Source organism: Lacrimispora sp. (assembly GCF_046972725.1).
Taxonomy (GTDB): Bacteria; Bacillota; Clostridia; order Lachnospirales; family Lachnospiraceae; genus Lacrimispora.
Map to the genome: position 1 here is coordinate 365989 of NZ_JBKVXF010000002.1, position 17443 is coordinate 383431.

A 17443-nucleotide genomic window follows, 5' to 3' on the forward strand; every position below is an offset into this window, starting at 1 on the left:
AAAAACATATGTATGCAAGCTCTCTGACGGCTTTGTGGGTTTTTTCTATGTTTGTAATTATATAATACTGCAAAATTGTGAAGAAATTTTGTCCGGCTCCTAAAGAAAGCATAAAATTAATGAAGAAATTCTGTAAAAAATTGGAAAAGTATACGTGCTTATCCTGCGGATAATAAGATATAGTAGAAAATTTCCCATTAAGCCAAATCAGTATTGATTGCAAGAATAAAATGTGGTATTTATATATATAGTTAGTTGGTGCTAACCTTAGATACCTGCTTTTCGGAATGATGGGAAACAAATAAAGACTGTGGAGGTACGGATATGTTACTTGAAAGGCATCTAATTCAATATTGTTCCCCGACACTGGCTTCCATTAAGACGGCAAGCCTGTTCAATCATTCCTTTACATCGGATGAAGAGCTTAATAAGCAGCTGGCGCACTTAAACAGTCAGCTTGGTGAAAAAGGAATTTCTCTCATGGAATTATACCGGCGCAATAACAAAGCCCTGATCTATGTTTACAGAAATTCTCATTTAAAAGCAGATTTGGAAAGTCCGGGCGTAGGCAGATTTCTAAAAAAATACGGTTATGAGCATATGGAAGTAGAGTATGCCCTTGGCAGATTAAAAGAACGGCTCAAGGCCGATGGGTCTTTTCCCCATGAGATAGGGATCTTTCTTGGATATCCTCTTGGTGATGTCATAGGATTTATCCAGAATGCAGGAAAAAACTGTAAATGCATCGGCTGCTGGAAAGTATACTGCAATGAGTGCGAGGCGGTAAAAAAATTTGCACGCTATCAAAAGTGCAGAACCATATACGCACGCCTGTGGCAGAACGGACGAACGGTCTGGCAGCTAACAGTAGCTGCCTGAACAAATAAATAGGAAAGAAGAGGTAGGATAAGATGAGTAAAGTAGCAGTTGTTTTTTGGAGCGGTACAGGAAACACAGAAGCGATGGCAAATAAAGTAGCCGAGGGAGCAAAGGAAGCAGGAGCGGAGGTTTCCCTGTTTAACGCTTCTGAATTCCAGGCAGAACAGATGGATGAGTTCGATGCAGTAGCATTCGGATGTCCATCCATGGGAAGTGAGGAATTAGAAGACGGTGAGTTTGAGCCTATGTTCCAGAGCTGCGAATCCAAGCTGTCAGGAAAGAAAATTGCTTTATTTGGATCCTATGGCTGGGGAGACGGAGAATGGATGCGCAACTGGGAAGATACCTGCAAGGGAGACGGTGCAGTGTTTGCTCACGATTCCGTAATCTGCAACAATGAGCCTGATGCTGATGGAGAAGCACAGTGCATCGAGCTTGGAAAATCACTTGCATAAACTTTGAAATCTGATTTCTATAAGGTAAAACCATGGATGATTGCCGTCAGGGGGTAACTCATTCATGGTTTTCTGGTTCTTTGTCAATAGTTGGGGTGGGATTCGTATGAATCCCGCTCCATTCTTTACTTAGAGCCATTTTTGTGGTTTATTTTACTGTATGCTGTTTTTGGGTACGCCAAATAAGCCTCCATATCCCGACCATTTTTCTGCTAATGAAATTAATCAGAAATGGTGCACTGATTTTACAAAACTATTTTTTATAGATGACAGTAAACGGTATAATTGTTCTATTTTAGTCCTTTATGATCGTAGCATTGTCGCCAGTATTACAGATAAGAATATAACTAGCCATTTAACAATAAAAACGCTGAAAAAGGCACTTGAATCACAGCACCAAATTAAGGATACATTAATACTTCACAACGACCAGGGAAGTCAATATACATTAAAAGACTTCATTAATTTCTGTAAATCAGCAGGTATTACGTAAAGTATGAGCAAAGCTGGTTATCCATAGGATAATGCTCCTATGGAGCGATATTATAATACGTTAAAAGATGAGCGAATTAATTTACATTATTATCATACAGATGAAGAATTAAATACAGCAATTGAATATATCGCATATATCTGGTACAATTATGTAAGACCTTATTCTTACAATAATTATAAAACGCCTTTTCAGGCACGATATGTAGCTTAAAAATATTAGGTTAAAGTGTTACAAAAATGTTTGACCACAACAGAAAGCGAAATTGAATAAATTCATTTTATTACATTAAGAAAGGAAGATATAATGGAATTTTATTTTAAGACAAAAGGGGCAGAACTGCACCTATACAGAGAAAATGGATTTTTTGACGAGGATTTAGGAAAACTTACAGAGACGTTTACCGGAAAACTTAAAACGAATAATTTCTTAGGAGAAAATTTTGAACTGGAGGATATTTCTGGTTTCTTTTCAAAAGGTGAGAAATATTCAATCAAGAGTTCAAAGGGAATTGACGGTATTATTGAAAAAAGAGGATTCAGTGACAGGTATGAATTAAAATAACTTTCATTAAGAAATTGTGGTGTTAATATATAACTGTAGTCAACTGTATTAATATAAAAATGAGAAAAGCACTGTAAATCCCTTTGTTTATAAGGAAAACACAGTGCTAGTTTTATGACCTATCCGGGAATCGAACCCGGGTTTCCGCCGTGAGAGGGCGGCGTCTTAACCGCTTGACCAATAGGCCTTATTTGCTGTCGTTGCTGACAGCTTCATTATAATACCATAGGATGATTCATTTGTCTACACTTTTTTTAGATAAATAAAAAATTTGTCAAAATCAAATGTTTTATGCTATACTTTTCCATAGAAAAAGCAGGAGGATCAGCCTATGGGACTTAAACAACGTGAAGTGAAATACGACTACTTGAGAACCCTGGCAGTTTTTGCTATTATTATGGTACATGCAATTCCGGCAGAGGCTGTAAACTGGAAGCAGAGGCTGTTCTCGGCAGCTATGACGCCGGTGCTTCTGGCTTTTGTGGGTATTTATTTTATGCTCAGCGGCTTTTTCCTTTTACAATCCGGTACGGAAAATATCATAGACTTTTACTGGAAACGGTTTTGTGCTATTTTTATTCCATTTGCGTGTTATTGCGGTATTTATTACTGGTATTATAATATTTACCTTTCCTTGGACCCGATTCCATGGTATGAGCATGTGAAGGAATATTTTTGTGCACTTTTTACGGAAACCATTCCAATGGCCCCCCATCTGTGGTTTATGTACGTAATCATGGCTCTTTATTTATGTGCGCCGTTTCTTGCGCGTATGTTTCAAGCCATGACGGACCGGGAGCTTAAGGTTTTTCTGGGATTGATTCTTTTGGTTCAGGGAATATGTACTTATCTGCCGGCTTTGGGCTTTGAAGTAGGGCCTGGTCTGGATTACATGGTATTCAAAGGCTGGCTGATCTATTTTGTGCTGGGGTATATCTGCAAGCGGTTGTATCCCAGCGTTTCCTATCTTCTGTATGCAGGACTGGGGGCGGCAGGATTGGCGGTGACCTTATATCAAAAATGGGTAACACCCGCTTTTACTCCGGGCATTCACGATATGGCACTCTCAATGATAGCCATGGCAGTCTCCATCTTTTTCTTTTTTGAAAGGTTTGGAGATATAAGAGTACCGGTCCTTATAAAGGCGGCCGGATTTATCAGCCGATACAGCTACTCAGTCTACTTAATTCATTATCTGGTATTGGGACAGATTGTTAAGGAAATGGCAGAGAAGACATTTATCCGGCACTATTATATACCCAGGATATTTTTTGAAACCGTACTTACTTTTATAATATCCCTGGCAGCAGCGGTTTTTTTTGATGAGACGCTGGTAAAGCTGTTAAAAAGGTCAGCGGGTGCTGTTATAAATGGTGGTGCAGGGAGAAAAAGGAGGAATGAACATGGCTCAGGCAAGCAACTGTGAAAGCTGTATGTATTATGAATATAACGAAGAATATGAATGTTATGAATGTGGAATCAATTTAGATGAAGATGAAATGATGCAGTTTTTAAGCAATTCCTGTCAAAGATGCGCACACTTTAAATTTGGAGACGAATATTCCATTGTGAGAAAGCAGATATAGAAAAGTATCCCTTAAAAAGGGAGGAGCCGGTATCCCTCTGAAGAATACCGGCTATTATGAAAAAAATTTCTCTTTAAAGGATGTTGGCAACATCTTTATCTGATATCTAAAGTATATCGGCTAAATATGAAGAGAATTTGGCCGGGTTGTAAAAATATTATGACCAGAATGTGAACATTGAAGAGTGTCAGCCGTTACAAGTTCCGAAAGGATTCATAGATAAACCGGTGGGAATCCGGTACGATCCCGTCACTGTAAATAGGGAGTTCTGTAAAAACAGGTCACTGGAGTTTGAGAACTAAAACAAATCCGGGAAGGCATTACAGAGCGATGAACTTAAGTCAGGAGAACTGCTTGTAATAGTATAAAAATGATTCCTGCGGAAGATAGGAACCATCTTTTTTTGTGTGAATAAAGAAATGAAACAGGAGGATACAGTGGGAAAATCAAAGAGTGTTTTAAAAAGTAAAGCCATTTTAGTGGTCAGTTTTGGCACCAGTTACAGAGAATCTTTGGAAAGGAATATTGGCGCGGTGGAACGGTCCATAGCTGCTTCGTATCCGGATTATGAAATTCGGAGAGCGTTTACCAGCCAGATGATCATAGATAAGATAAGGCAGAGAGATGGAGATCAGATTGATAATATGGATGAGGCCATGAGGCGCCTTATAAACGATGGATTCGATACTCTTATTATTCAGCCGACCCATGTTATGAGCGGCAGCGAGTATGATAAGATGATGGCAGCAGCGGCATCCTATGAAAAAAGCTTTATTTCCATACAATATGGAGAGCCCTTGCTGAACCAGGAAGCGGATTATGATAAATTGATCAGAATCCTGGCGGAAGAGACCTCTGCTTTCAATAAAGAAAATACAGCACTTGTTTTCATGGGCCATGGAACCGAGCATGATGCCAATGTGGTCTATGACAAGCTAAACAGTCAATTAAAAAAATCCGGATATGCCAATTATTATATCGGAACCGTAGAGGCGACCCCTACCCTTGAAGATGTGTTGGATGAAGTGAAAAAAGGAGATTACCAGAAAGCTGTTTTATTTCCGCTCATGATTGTTGCAGGGGATCACGCCAACAATGATATGGCAGGAGACGAAGAGGAGTCATGGAAGACCGCCTTTATATCCGAGGGCTACCAGGTAGAATGTGTTTTAAAAGGTATGGGAGAATATAAGGGCGTACAGCAAATGTTTTTAGAGCATATCAATGATGCGATGAAAAATAGAACCAACGGGAATTACTAATAAAGGTTCTCAAAAAACATATAAGAAGATATTGCCTTTTTTTTCACAAAGGCATAAGATAGGACGTAACTGGAGAAATCAGCCAAGTCCAATTAGAGCTTTCTAAGCATTACCTGACGGTTTTAACGCATGGGGTCTGCCAAATCAGCATAACAGGAGGAGAAGGATGAAGTATTTGGTAATAGACAATGGGGGAACTTTTATTAAATACGCTGTGATGAATGAATTCGGAGATATCCTGGAAAAAGGAAAAGAGGCCACGCCGGATTACTCAAAGACAGCAGAAGATTACTTTGATTTGCTTGACAAAATCGTCCTGCCGAGGAAGCAGGAGGTGGAAGGGATTGCATTCAGCACACCGGGGCAGGTGGATGTAAATACCGGTTTTTTACATACGGCAGGAGGACTGGTTTATTTAATGGGACTCAATTTGTGCGAAGAAGTGAAGAAGCGCTATGGACTGCCTTCTGCGGTTGACAATGATGGAAAGTGTGCAGCCATGGCAGAACAATGGGACGGAAGTTTAAAAGGCGTGAAAAACGGTGCGGCAATCGTGCTGGGGACCGGCGTTGGAATGGGCCTTATTTTAGACGGAAAGCTGTACCGTGGGTCCAATTTTACCGCGGGAGAAATCAGTTTTATTATGCTTGACATTGAAAAGCCGGAGCAGTCCCCCAATTATATGGCGGTTTCCTGTTCTTCCCTGGTGCTGGGGCGTAATTATGCCAGGGAGACCGGAAGGGATCCGAAAGAAATCGACGGGATCAAAATGTTTGAACTAATCAACCAAAAGGATGAGACCGCATGCCGGATTTTCTATCAATATGTCAAAAAACTGGCGGGCTGTATTTATAATTTCCAAACGCTTCTTGATCTGGAAGTAATCGCCATAGGCGGAGGAATCAGCCAACAGCCTATATTATTAGAAGCAATTCAAAAGGAGATGGATGTTATCTTTGAGGTACATCCAAATGCCAACGCAGGAATGGCAGTGAAAAAGCCAGAAATCACAGCCTGCCGGTATTACAATGATTCCAATTTAAGAGGGGCCCTTTACCATTACCTGAACAATCAAAAATAATCCTCTGCACTCCCGTCATACAGGGAAAAAGATTATTATTGAAGAAAAGCAGCAGGAGCATGTTAAGAACGATGCATGCTTCTGCTGCTTTTGTATAAAAGTGTTTAAGAAATTGGGAAATGATAGCTGTCCAGTAAATTGTTTTTCATCTCCCAAAGCGCTTTGGATAAATCCACATAGACCTGGTGAGGATTTACAAGACGTCTGGATTCCTCCCAGAGAGTATTCAGTTCTTTTTTGCAGTATTCCTGGATGTCCATAACAGCCGGAGAATGATAAATGCATTCGCCGCCCTTAAATACCTGTACCATAAGGTCACGAATGGTATACGTTTCAGGTGCCAGATAGGTTTTCTTCCATGTTTCAATGGGGTCAAAAAGGAGCAGGGAATCGCTTTCTTTCAAAATTTCTCCCGACAGACAGATTAAGTCTGCAATGATTTTTCCTGTTTCCCGGCTGTAGATTCGTTTGATTTCCTTGTTGCCGGGATTGGTAATCTTCTCTGCATTTTCTGAAAGCTTGATCTTGGGAGTAAACTGGCCTGTTTTCTTATCCAGTATAGCTGCCAGCTTGTATACACCCCCAAAGGAAGGACAGTCTTTGGAAGTGATCAGATTGGTTCCCACACCCCAGGAATTAATGGTTGCACCCTGTATTTTCAAGCTGTTGATGAGGGTTTCATCAAGATCATTGGAAGCGGAAATAATGGCATCCGGAAATCCTGCTTCCACAAGCATCCGTTTCGCTTTTTTGGAAAGGTAAGCCAGATCCCCGCTGTCCAAACGAATTCCGTAATTGGATAAAGGAATGCCTGCATCCCGCATCTCTTTAAAGACTTTGATGGCATTGGGAACGCCGGATTTTAACGTATCGTAAGTATCTACCAGCAGAATACAGGAAGTGGGGTACAGCTTTGCATAATTACGGAAAGCAGTCAGTTCGTCCGGGAAACTCATGATCCAGCTGTGGGCATGGGTTCCTTTAATGGGAACTCCAAACATCTTGCCTGCCAGCACATTGGAAGTGCCCACGCAGCCAGCGATTATGGCAGCTCGGGCCCCATAGATTCCGGCATCCGGTCCCTGGGCACGGCGCAGACCGAATTCCATAACTCCATCTCCGGCAGCGGCGTAAACCACTCGTGCTGTTTTCGTGGCAATCAGGCTTTGATGATTGATAATGGTAAGAAGAGCCGTTTCTATCAGTTGTGCTTCCATGATCGGTGCAATAACTTTTATGAGCGGTTCCCGGGGAAATACGACAGTGCCTTCCGGTATGGCATAAATATCCCCGGAAAATTTAAATTTAAGAAGATAATCAAGAAAGTCTTCTTCAAACAGTCCGGTGGACTTAAGGTAATCGACATCGTCTTTGTTAAAGCTGAGTTCATTAATGTATTCAATGACCTGCTCTAAGCCGGCGCTGATGGCATAACCGTTACCGCTGGGATTGCTGCGGTAGAAAGCGTCAAAAATGACTGTCTCGTTGGCGTCTTTTTCTTTGAAATACCCCTGCATCATGGTTAATTCGTACAGGTCTGTTAATAAAGTCAAATTGCGCTGGCTCATAATTATTCTCCTTTTGCAAATTCATTTCCCGTATTATACAGAATCACTGAAACAGCGGTCCAATAAAGTACTGCGGCTGAAAATGGGCTCTTCATTCCTAAACATACAGGGAATTACAACATACGGAATAGGATATTATTATCATACCCATATATCATGTTTTTTTCATTCAGCAGCGATTATATTTCAGGTACCTATCTGCCAATCAGTACATTGGGAAAGAATGATATGTAAAACAGTTTTAGGGATTAAAACTGCTTTATTACTTTAAATCTGAAAATGCCTTTTAAGGATTATACCATAAGATGACAAAAACACAATGGGTTTGATAAAAAAATAACAATGCTTTCACAGATAAGGGAAAATGTAAAACTTTCGGTTTAAAACATTATGGATATTGTATACAAAAACTTATAAAAACCGGTTGGTTCAGTAACCTTTGGTAAGAGGATAAAACATTTTATGGAGCCGGTTACGGTCCTAAGTAAAAGCAAGGTAAAAAATGACTTGTTAAGGTTTTGTCAAAAGAAAATAAACTTTTTTAATAAATTAAATTATCTGAATAATTATATGCAATATGAAAATAAATTATTTATTTTAAAATAAATACAAAAAAGTCTTGCAAAAGCTGGCGCTATCGGGTATAATAAAGCCATAACAAAAGATAAATACAACATCCACCTTTTCATAATAGGTAAAAAGGATGGAACGATAAAAGGAGGGTGATTCCACCAAAAATGTAAACTTCGCCTGTTTCTTTGAATAGAAAAACAGGCAACAGGAAAAACCGTTACGCTTTTGCAAGAAGAATTCCGGGTGATGAATAAATGTGAAAGCATGGATGAAGCCAGGACGTAATTTACCAGTCTCATATATGCCTATAGCTGGTTACACTGTAAAGGACTGTTTTAAGGATTAAGAAATTGGTTCTTGGAATAAGGATTCCAAAGCAGATGGGTAACCGTATAGAAGAATGAAATGATAGAAGCAGAAAAAGCAGATTGGAAATGGTACTTTAAGCGAAAGGAACGGGAACAATTTCATATAGAGCATCCAAAACGTGCCGTATTAAAATAACAAGAGAAAGGTATTAAGGAACCAATGGATGAAAGCATGTAGGGCGGGTATCGAATTTCATGAAAGTGAGTCGGTACCCGTTCTTTGTTTACAGGCATAAACCATGATATAAAATTAGCCTTGACATTTTATTTTTTAATCCCTATAATTATGAGATATATAAGATAATATTTCACTTATATATGAAGAAGAAAAACTTTGATGGAGACAGTAGGTCTTAAGCAAAATCCACAGAGAGCCGGGGAGGGTGGAAACCTGGTGACAGTAGCAGGATACGAATATCACTCCGGAGTTTCCGGCTGAACGCGCATGCAGTAGGTCAGGACGTAGTTTCTGCGTTAAAGAAAAGCATATGTTGGTATGCGGTAATAGGTGGTATAACGAAGAGTAAGTGCAGCCTTCGTCCTGATTACGGGATGAGGCTTTTTTTTATGAAAAAAGAAATGGAGGTCGCAAAAGATGTATAAAAAAGTCCCTGCAGACTTGAATTTTGTTGCGAGAGAAAAAGAGGTAGAAAAATTCTGGGAAGACCGTGAGATCTTTAAAAAGAGCATGGAAAACCGGAAAGAAGCAGAAAGCTACACATTCTATGATGGCCCGCCAACCGCCAACGGCAAACCTCATATCGGGCATGTATTGACTCGTGTCATCAAAGATATGATTCCCAGATACCGTACCATGAAGGGCTATGATGTTCCCCGTAAAGCCGGTTGGGATACTCACGGACTTCCGGTGGAGCTGGAAGTGGAAAAGATGCTGGGACTTGACGGCAAGGAACAGATTGAGGAATATGGTCTGGAGCCGTTTATTAAGTATTGTAAGGACAGCGTTTGGAAATACAAAGGCATGTGGGAGGATTTTTCAAAGACCGTAGGTTTCTGGGCGGATATGGATGATCCTTATGTCACGTATGAAAATGATTTTATTGAATCCGAATGGTGGGCTTTAAAGCAGATCTGGGAAAAAGGACTTCTTTATAAAGGATTTAAAATCGTTCCTTACTGCCCCCGCTGCGGAACTCCATTGTCCAGCCATGAGGTGGCCCAGGGATACAAGGATGTAAAGGAACGTTCTGCCATTGTTCGGTTTAAGGTTAAGGGAGAAGATGCTTATATTCTTGCCTGGACCACAACTCCATGGACCCTTCCTTCCAATGTGGGCCTCTGTGTCAATCCGGCTGAGACTTATGTAAAAGTAAAAAGCAAAGATTATACCTATTATATGGCAGAAGCACTTTGTGAAAAGGTTTTGGAAGAGGATTACACCATTTTAGAAACCTTTACAGGCAAGGATCTGGAATATAAGGAATACGAGCCTCTGTTTGATTTTGTGAAACCAGATAAAAAAGCCTACTATGTCACCTGTGATTCCTATGTCACATTGACAGATGGTACCGGTGTGGTTCATATTGCACCGGCTTTTGGTGAAGATGACTCCAAAGTAGGGAAAAAATATGACCTTCCGTTTGTACAGCTTGTGAACGGAGCCGGTGAGATGACCAAAGAGACCAAATGGGCCGGGGTATTCTGTAAAAAGGCAGACCCAATGATCTTAAAGGATTTAGAAGAAAGAGGACTGTTGTTCTCTGCTCCTGTCTTTGAGCACAGCTATCCACACTGCTGGAGATGTGACACTCCTTTGATCTACTATGCAAGAGAATCCTGGTTCATTAAGATGACGGCGGTAAAAGAAGATTTGATCCGCAACAATAATACCATCAACTGGATTCCGGAAAGCATCGGAAAAGGCCGTTTCGGCGACTGGCTTGAGAATGTACAGGACTGGGGCATCAGCAGAAACCGTTACTGGGGAACTCCTTTAAATGTCTGGGAATGTGAATGCGGTCATCAGCACTCCATCGGCAGCATTGAAGAATTAAAGAGTATGTCTTCCAACTGTCCTGACGATATCGAACTTCACCGCCCATATATTGACGGGGTGACCATTACCTGTCCAAAGTGTCAGAAGCAGATGAAGAGAGTTCCGGAAGTGATTGACTGCTGGTTTGATTCCGGCTCCATGCCGTTTGCCCAGCATCATTACCCATTTGAAAATAAAGAATTGTTTGAACAGCAGTTCCCGGCTGACTTTATTTCAGAAGCTGTGGACCAGACGAGAGGCTGGTTTTATTCCCTCCTTGCCATTTCAACTCTGATCTTTAATCAGGCACCTTATAAGAATGTAATCGTTCTGGGGCATGTGCAGGATGAAAATGGTCAGAAGATGAGCAAATCCAAAGGAAATGCCGTAGATCCTTTTGAAGCACTGGAAACTTACGGAGCTGACGCCATAAGATGGTACTTTTATATAAACAGCGCGCCATGGCTGCCAAACCGTTTTCACGGAAAAGCTGTTATGGAAGGACAGCGCAAATTCATGGGTACCTTGTGGAATACCTATGCATTCTTTGTGCTTTACGCGAATATTGATGAATTTGATCCTACAAAATATACCCTGGAGTATGAAAAACTTCCCGTCATGGATAAATGGCTGTTATCCAAGTTGAATACTCTGGTAAAAACTGTGGATTCCTGTCTTGCAAACTATCAGATTCCTGAGTCTGCAAGAGCCCTTCAGGAATTTGTAGATGATATGAGCAACTGGTATGTCCGCAGAAGCAGAGAACGTTTCTGGGCCAAGGGGATGGAGCAGGATAAGATCAATGCCTATATGACGCTTTATACCGCTCTTGTGACCGTCAGCAAGACGGCGGCTCCGCTGATTCCGTTTATGACGGAGCAGATCTATCAGAATCTGGTCTGCAGCGTGAATCAATCCGAACCGGAAAGCATTCATTTATGTGATTATCCGGCAGTGGAGGAAGAAAAAATTGACAAACAGCTGGAAGAAGATATGGATGAGGTCTTAAAGATTGTGGTCATGGGCCGTGCCGCCAGAAATGCAGCCAATATCAAGAACCGCCAGCCAATCGGACAGATGTTCGTAAAAGCACCTCACAGCCTGCCGGTCTTTTATCAGGAGATCATTGAGGAAGAATTAAACGTGAAGAAGGTGGTATTTACCGACGATGTACGTGCTTTCACCTCCTACAGCTTCAAGCCTCAGTTAAAGACAGTAGGGCCGAAGTACGGCAAGCAGCTTGGTAATATTAAAAACGCGCTTGCTGCGGTCAACGGCAATGAGGCCATGGATACCCTGAATGAAACAGGTGCCCTCACCTTTACGTTTGACGGAACCGAAGTGGTCTTGACAAAAGAAGATCTGTTAATCGATACCGCCCAGACAGAGGGATATGTATCGGAAGGAGACAATACCATAACCGTAGTACTTGATACGAATTTAACACCGGAGCTTTTGGCAGAAGGCTTTGTGCGTGAGCTGATCAGCAAGATACAGACCATGCGTAAGGAAGCAGGATTTGAAGTTATGGATCACATTGTGGTGTACAGCAAGGATAATGAAAAGATTGCAGAGATCTTAAGGGCTCATGAAGAAGAAGTAAAAAGTGAAGTTCTTGCAGAAAATGTAATACTTGATAAAACCTCCGGATATGTGAAGGAATGGAACATTAACGGGGAAAACGTAACCTTAGGTGTGGAAAAGATCGGGTAAAGGGTCAGGAGGTTTTGTGGAATGAGTATGGGATTTGATAAGGAAACCTTTAAAAAAAGCGTTCTGTTTAATATGAAAAATCTGTTTCGCAGGACAGTGGAAGAGGCGACGCCCCAGCAGATGTACCAGGCAGTTGCTTATGCAGTAAAGGATGTGATCATCGATGAGTGGATCGCAACCCACAAAGCGTATGAAAAAAAGGATGTAAAGACCCTGTATTATTTGTCCATGGAATTTTTGATGGGCCGGGCTCTTGGCAACAACATCATAAACATCATGTCGCAGCAGGAGGTAAAAGAGGTTTTAGAGGAGCTTGGCTTTGACTTAAATGCCATCGAGGACCAGGAGCCGGATCCGGCTCTTGGGAACGGTGGCCTGGGCCGCCTTGCTGCCTGCTTTTTAGATTCTCTGGCAACTCTGGGATATCCGGCTTACGGCTGCGGCATCCGCTACCGTTACGGTATGTTCAAACAGAAAATAGAAGACGGTTATCAGATAGAAGTACCGGATAACTGGCTGATGAATGGCTATCCCTTTGAGATCCGCCGGGCGGAATATGCCACCGAGGTAAAGTTCGGAGGATACGTGGATACGGTATGGGAGAACGGAAGAGAACGGTTTGTCCAGAAAGGATACCAGTCTGTCCGTGGAATTCCTTATGATATCCCTATCGTCGGTTATGGAAACAATGTGGTAAACACCCTTCGTATCTGGGATGCGGAAGCCATTGATACTTTCAGCCTGGATTCCTTTGACAGAGGCGACTATCAAAAGGCGGTAGAGCAGGAAAATCTTGCAAAGACCATCGTAGAAGTCCTTTATCCCAACGACAACCACTATGCCGGAAAAGAGCTGCGTTTAAAACAGCAGTATTTTTTCATCTCTGCCAGCGTTCAGAGAGCAGTGATTAAATACATGGAGAACCATAAAGACATTCACCGGTTCTATGAAAAAACGGTATTCCAGCTCAATGATACCCATCCAACCGTAGCAGTTCCGGAGCTTATGAGGATTTTGCTTGATGATTACGGTTTGGGCTGGGATGAGGCATGGGAAATCACCACAAGAACCTGTGCATACACCAACCACACCATTATGTCGGAAGCACTGGAAAAATGGCCCATTGATCTGTTTTCCAGGCTGCTTCCAAGAATCTACCAGATCGTGGAGGAGATAAACCGCCGGTTCCAGCAGAAGATCATGGAGATGTATCCGGGAAACCAGGATAAGATACGCAGTATGTCTATCATCTATGACGGGCAGATCCGTATGGCCCATTTAGCCATTGCAGGAGGCTTTTCAGTCAACGGTGTGGCAAGGCTCCATACGGAGATTTTAAAAAATCAGGAGCTAAAGGATTTCTATCAGATGATGTCGGAGAAATTCAACAATAAAACAAACGGCATTACCCAGAGACGTTTCCTGCTCCATGGAAATCCGCTGCTGGCGCAGTGGATCACTGGCAAGATCGGAGATGACTGGATCGTTCATCTTCCTCATATCCACCAGCTGGCTGCTTACGCGGACGATCCCAAATGCCAGCAGGAATTTATGGATATCAAATATCAGAACAAGGTCCGTCTGGCGGCTTATATCAAAGAGCATAACGGCATAGATGTGGACCCCGGTTCCATCTTTGATGTGCAGGTAAAGCGTCTTCATGAATACAAACGCCAGCTGATGAATATTCTTCATGTCATGTATTTATACAATCAGCTGAAGGATAACCCCCATATGGATATGGTGCCACGGACATTTATCTTCGGCGCCAAGGCAGCGGCCGGCTATAAGAGAGCCAAACTGACCATCAAGCTGATCAACGCTGTTGCAGAGGTAATCAATCGTGACCGCAGCATTGGCGGAAAAATCAAGGTGGTTTTCATTGAAGATTATAAGGTGTCAAATGCAGAAATCATTTTTGCAGCTGCCGATGTCAGTGAACAGATATCCACAGCCAGCAAAGAGGCGTCCGGTACAGGAAACATGAAATTCATGCTCAATGGCGCCCTGACACTTGGAACCATGGATGGCGCCAATGTGGAGATCGTAGAAGAAGTGGGAGCGGAACATGCATTTATCTTTGGTCTGTCCTCCGATGAAATTATCCGCTATGAGAGAGAAGGCGGGTACGATCCCATGGAAATCTTCCGCAACGATTCTGAGATCCGCCGGGTTTTAATGCAGTTGATCAATGGATATTATTCTCCAAATGATCCGGAACTGTTCCGGGATATTTATGATTCCTTATTGAATACCCAAAGCAGTGACCGTGCGGATACTTATTTTATCCTGAAAGATTTCCGGTCTTATGCAGATGCAAGAGGCCGGATCGATCAGGCGTACCGGGATAAAGCCTGGTGGGCAAAGGCCGCCATGTTAAATGTGGCATGCAGCGGCAAATTCACCTCAGACCGCACCATCGAAGAATATGTAAGAGACATCTGGCATCTGGAAAAGGTAACGGTGGAACTGGAAGAAAGTTAAGATTCAAAAAACGCTTCGGAAGTGATTCCGTGGCGTTTTTTTGCATATATTGAACAAGGTCTGGTCTGTTTTGTCTTTTAAAAACAGGAAGCTGGTTTCCGCATATAAAGGTGGTGAAAGATTATGATGAAAAAAATGATCCTTGCATGTATTCTTGCGCTGTTGTTTCCATATATTATGACTCTGGCATGGACAGGGAAGATTGAAGAAAAAAAGGATCTACCAATGGAATCCAGCGGAAAAACCGTAATCCTCGACCGGAAAGGCATACAATCCTCCATGGATGTGGAGGAATATTTACCGGGTGTGGTGGCGAAGCAGATTCCAGCCGATTATGGAAAGGAAGCCTTAAGAGCTCAGGCGATAATTGCGCGGACCTATATTTACGGTAAAATGAATGGCCGGAATGAAATAAAGGAATCAGAGCTTCGTATGGAATACCTGGAACAAAAACAGATGGAAAAGCTATGGGGCAGCGAGGCTTTTGTGGCCAGCTACGGGGCCATCGAGGAAGCTGTTCGTTCGACTGCCAAAATGGTCATTACCTATAATGATGCATTGATTGATCCCCTTTTTCACCGGGCCAGTACTGGAAAGACCAGGGCAGGAGATGAAAATCACCCCTACTTACAGCCGGTAGAGTGCAAGCGGGATGTGGAAGCAGAAGGCTTTCTTTCGGCCGTGGAATTAAGCAAAGAGGATTTTGCCGGAAAAATCAACCAGATCGCAGGAGATACGCCTATAAAGGCAGACCAGATTCCGGGAAGCATCCAGATAATCAGCCGGGACGAAGGAGGCTATGTCAGCCAGCTCCAGATCGGAACCAAAACCTACACAGGAGAAGAGGTCCAGCATGTGCTCAGCCTTCCTTCCTGTGCCTATTCCTTTGAAGAATATGATGGAGGTGTCCGTATTGTCTGCCAGGGAATCGGCCACGGGTACGGTTTCAGTCAGTTTGGAGCAAAATGCAAAGCGGAGGATGGATGGACGGCGGAAAAAATTCTCTCATATTTTTATAAAAATATTGTTATAAGTTCTGTATAACTCTTTCACTCTTGGTAAGAATATTACCGAGGTGATAAACGTGAAAGAGAGAATAGGTCAAATGTTCAAGGATAAAGTATTCCTTGTCCTGTTGGTTCTAGGCCTGCTGACTATAGTAGCTGCAGCAGGAGTTATTACTGTTCAAAGAGGAAATGGTGGAGGAGAAAGCCCTTATCTTAAAGTGCCGGACCAGAGCAATATGATTGTTCAGGAGTCCATTCCCCAGGAAACACAGGTAGCAGTTGCAGGAGACTCAAATGCAACAAAAAGTAATGAAGAGAATATGCAGGCAGTTGATTCAGGAAATGCCACTGCCAAACAGGAAACACAGGCTCCCGCAGTAAAAGCCGGAACAGACAAAGATGCTGCCCAGTCTCTGGTACTTAATTTTACCGACGCGACCAGAATGACATGGCCGGTAAGGGGAAATGTCCTTTTGGACTACAGCATGGATTCAACCATCTATTTCCCGACCCTGGATCAGTATAAGTGCAATCCAGGAGTAGTCATCCAGGGTGATGTAAGCACACCCGTTGTAGCACCTGCCAATGCAAAGGTGAAGGAAATCGGAGCCAATGAAGAGATTGGCAACTACGTTGTCTTAGATATGGGCAACGAATATACAGCCGTCTGCGGCCAGTTAAAGGAGCTGCAGATCAAAGAAAATGAATATGTGAAAGAAGGACAGGTTTTGGGCTATGTTGCAGAACCTACCAAGTATTATTCCGTAGAAGGTGCCAACATATTCTTTGAACTCACTCATGAGGACAAAGCGGTTGATCCTCTGAATCAGATGAAATAAGTACCAAAAGATCCATGGGAAAATGTTATAAAAAAATAATAAATTGTTCATACGCGATTAAGAGTCGTCTGCTATACTGAAACGGATAAATAAACGGGGAGTGTGGCTATGAACATATTATTTTTTTTAACACCAAAGAACGAAGTGGCTTATATTTACGAGGATGATTCTCTGCGCCAGGCGCTTGAGAAGATGGAGTATCATAAGTACTCAGCCATACCTGTGATTAACAAGACGGGGAAATACGTTGGAACCATAACAGAAGGGGACATGCTTTGGGGGATCAAGAACAAATTGAATTTAAGTCTTAAAGAGTCGGAATCAGTGACGGTGACAGAGATTGACAGAAGATCAGATAACCGTCCGGTATATGCAGATTCCGATATGGAGGGCCTGATCGATAAAGCCCTGAATCAGAATTTTGTCCCTGTAGTGGATGACCAGGAAAATTTTATAGGAATCATTACACGCAAAGATATCATCCGCTATTTCTACGAGAAGTCCCAGGATGTTCAAAAAACGGTTGTCAAAAGCCAGTTGATTTTAGGAACAAATTAATAATAAAAAAGCGTTTC

Annotated in this window: 13 protein-coding genes, 1 tRNA gene, 1 pseudogene and 1 riboswitch; of the genes and pseudogenes, 13 read left to right on the forward strand and 2 right to left on the reverse strand. The window is 42.2% G+C overall.

Going from position 1 to position 17443, the window contains the following annotated elements; all coding sequences use genetic code 11:
- The first annotated feature begins 324 nt into the window (after positions 1 to 324).
- The 4 genes and pseudogenes from ACLTWA_RS09850 to ACLTWA_RS09865 all read left to right on the forward strand — a co-directional run bounded on the left by ACLTWA_RS09850 (position 325) and on the right by ACLTWA_RS09865 (position 2391).
- Positions 325 to 879 (forward strand): DUF3793 family protein, encoded by a 555-nt coding sequence (locus ACLTWA_RS09850; RefSeq protein WP_412327530.1) that lies wholly within the window; start codon positions 325 to 327, stop codon positions 877 to 879.
- A 32-nt stretch (positions 880 to 911) separates the two neighbouring features.
- The gene (locus ACLTWA_RS09855) at positions 912 to 1334 is read left to right on the forward strand and encodes a flavodoxin (protein WP_412327531.1); all 423 of its coding nucleotides are present in this window, start codon (positions 912 to 914) and stop codon (positions 1332 to 1334) included.
- 202 nt (positions 1335 to 1536) lie between these two features.
- Positions 1537 to 2040 (forward strand): annotated as a pseudogene (locus tag ACLTWA_RS09860) (transposase); the annotation flags it as partial.
- A 93-nt stretch (positions 2041 to 2133) separates the two neighbouring features.
- Entirely contained in the window at positions 2134 to 2391 is a 258-nt protein-coding gene (locus ACLTWA_RS09865; RefSeq protein ID WP_412327532.1) for a hypothetical protein, read from the forward strand.
- Between the two features lie 115 nt (positions 2392 to 2506).
- Here ACLTWA_RS09865 and ACLTWA_RS09870 read toward each other — a convergent pair.
- Positions 2507 to 2578: transfer RNA gene (locus ACLTWA_RS09870), tRNA-Glu, on the reverse strand.
- A gap of 144 nt (positions 2579 to 2722) precedes the next feature.
- On the opposite strand from ACLTWA_RS09870, the gene ACLTWA_RS09875 reads away from it, so the two are divergent.
- The 4 genes from ACLTWA_RS09875 (at position 2723) to ACLTWA_RS09890 (ending at position 6320) form a co-directional block, all read left to right on the forward strand.
- A complete protein-coding gene (locus tag ACLTWA_RS09875; protein WP_412327533.1) occupies positions 2723 to 3817 on the forward strand; it encodes an acyltransferase in 1095 nt (364 codons plus the stop codon).
- On the forward strand, positions 3795 to 3977 hold the full coding sequence (locus ACLTWA_RS09880; protein WP_412327534.1) for a DUF6472 family protein: 183 nt from the start codon (positions 3795 to 3797) through the stop codon (positions 3975 to 3977). The genes ACLTWA_RS09875 and ACLTWA_RS09880 overlap by 23 nt, the downstream gene beginning before the upstream one ends.
- A gap of 181 nt (positions 3978 to 4158) precedes the next feature.
- Positions 4159 to 4350: riboswitch (cobalamin riboswitch) on the forward strand.
- A gap of 64 nt (positions 4351 to 4414) precedes the next feature.
- The gene (locus ACLTWA_RS09885; protein ID WP_412327535.1) at positions 4415 to 5239 is read left to right on the forward strand and encodes a sirohydrochlorin cobaltochelatase; all 825 of its coding nucleotides are present in this window, start codon (positions 4415 to 4417) and stop codon (positions 5237 to 5239) included.
- 166 nt (positions 5240 to 5405) lie between these two features.
- The gene (locus ACLTWA_RS09890) at positions 5406 to 6320 is read left to right on the forward strand and encodes an ROK family protein (RefSeq protein WP_412327536.1); all 915 of its coding nucleotides are present in this window, start codon (positions 5406 to 5408) and stop codon (positions 6318 to 6320) included.
- Positions 6321 to 6424: 104 nt separating this feature from the next.
- Here ACLTWA_RS09890 and ACLTWA_RS09895 read toward each other — a convergent pair whose 3' ends face one another.
- Complete coding sequence (locus tag ACLTWA_RS09895) at positions 6425 to 7888, reverse strand: nicotinate phosphoribosyltransferase (protein ID WP_412327537.1); 1464 nt, start codon at positions 7886 to 7888, stop codon at positions 6425 to 6427.
- 1536 nt (positions 7889 to 9424) lie between these two features.
- On the opposite strand from ACLTWA_RS09895, the gene ileS reads away from it, so the two are divergent.
- From ileS to ACLTWA_RS09920, 5 genes are all read left to right on the forward strand, one after another.
- Positions 9425 to 12538, forward strand: coding sequence for an isoleucine--tRNA ligase (gene ileS / locus ACLTWA_RS09900; protein ID WP_412327538.1), 3114 nt, complete (start codon positions 9425 to 9427; stop codon positions 12536 to 12538).
- Between the two features lie 21 nt (positions 12539 to 12559).
- On the forward strand, positions 12560 to 15022 hold the full coding sequence (locus tag ACLTWA_RS09905; RefSeq protein WP_412327539.1) for a glycogen/starch/alpha-glucan phosphorylase: 2463 nt from the start codon (positions 12560 to 12562) through the stop codon (positions 15020 to 15022).
- Between the two features lie 123 nt (positions 15023 to 15145).
- Positions 15146 to 16066 (forward strand): SpoIID/LytB domain-containing protein, encoded by a 921-nt coding sequence (locus ACLTWA_RS09910; RefSeq protein ID WP_412327540.1) that lies wholly within the window; start codon positions 15146 to 15148, stop codon positions 16064 to 16066.
- A 40-nt stretch (positions 16067 to 16106) separates the two neighbouring features.
- Positions 16107 to 16868, forward strand: coding sequence for a peptidoglycan DD-metalloendopeptidase family protein (locus tag ACLTWA_RS09915; protein WP_412327541.1), 762 nt, complete (start codon positions 16107 to 16109; stop codon positions 16866 to 16868).
- Between the two features lie 108 nt (positions 16869 to 16976).
- The gene (locus tag ACLTWA_RS09920; protein ID WP_412327542.1) at positions 16977 to 17426 is read left to right on the forward strand and encodes a CBS domain-containing protein; all 450 of its coding nucleotides are present in this window, start codon (positions 16977 to 16979) and stop codon (positions 17424 to 17426) included.
- Positions 17427 to 17443 lie beyond the last annotated feature (17 nt).

What these genes read in the sequence shown, in the direction of transcription:
- ACLTWA_RS09850 (WP_412327530.1), top strand. Translation starts at nt 325, where the DNA reads ATGTTACTTGAAAGGCATCTAATTCAATATTGTTCCCCGACACTGGCT.
- ACLTWA_RS09855 (WP_412327531.1), top strand. Translation starts at nt 912, where the DNA reads ATGAGTAAAGTAGCAGTTGTTTTTTGGAGCGGTACAGGAAACACAGAA.
- ACLTWA_RS09865 (WP_412327532.1), top strand. Translation starts at nt 2,134, where the DNA reads ATGGAATTTTATTTTAAGACAAAAGGGGCAGAACTGCACCTATACAGA.
- ACLTWA_RS09875 (WP_412327533.1), top strand. Translation starts at nt 2,723, where the DNA reads ATGGGACTTAAACAACGTGAAGTGAAATACGACTACTTGAGAACCCTG.
- ACLTWA_RS09880 (WP_412327534.1), top strand. Translation starts at nt 3,795, where the DNA reads ATGGCTCAGGCAAGCAACTGTGAAAGCTGTATGTATTATGAATATAAC.
- ACLTWA_RS09890 (WP_412327536.1), top strand. Translation starts at nt 5,406, where the DNA reads ATGAAGTATTTGGTAATAGACAATGGGGGAACTTTTATTAAATACGCT.
- ACLTWA_RS09895 (WP_412327537.1), bottom strand. Translation starts at nt 7,888, where the DNA reads ATGAGCCAGCGCAATTTGACTTTATTAACAGACCTGTACGAATTAACC.
- ileS (WP_412327538.1), top strand. Translation starts at nt 9,425, where the DNA reads ATGTATAAAAAAGTCCCTGCAGACTTGAATTTTGTTGCGAGAGAAAAA.
- ACLTWA_RS09905 (WP_412327539.1), top strand. Translation starts at nt 12,560, where the DNA reads ATGAGTATGGGATTTGATAAGGAAACCTTTAAAAAAAGCGTTCTGTTT.
- ACLTWA_RS09910 (WP_412327540.1), top strand. Translation starts at nt 15,146, where the DNA reads ATGATGAAAAAAATGATCCTTGCATGTATTCTTGCGCTGTTGTTTCCA.
- ACLTWA_RS09920 (WP_412327542.1), top strand. Translation starts at nt 16,977, where the DNA reads ATGAACATATTATTTTTTTTAACACCAAAGAACGAAGTGGCTTATATT.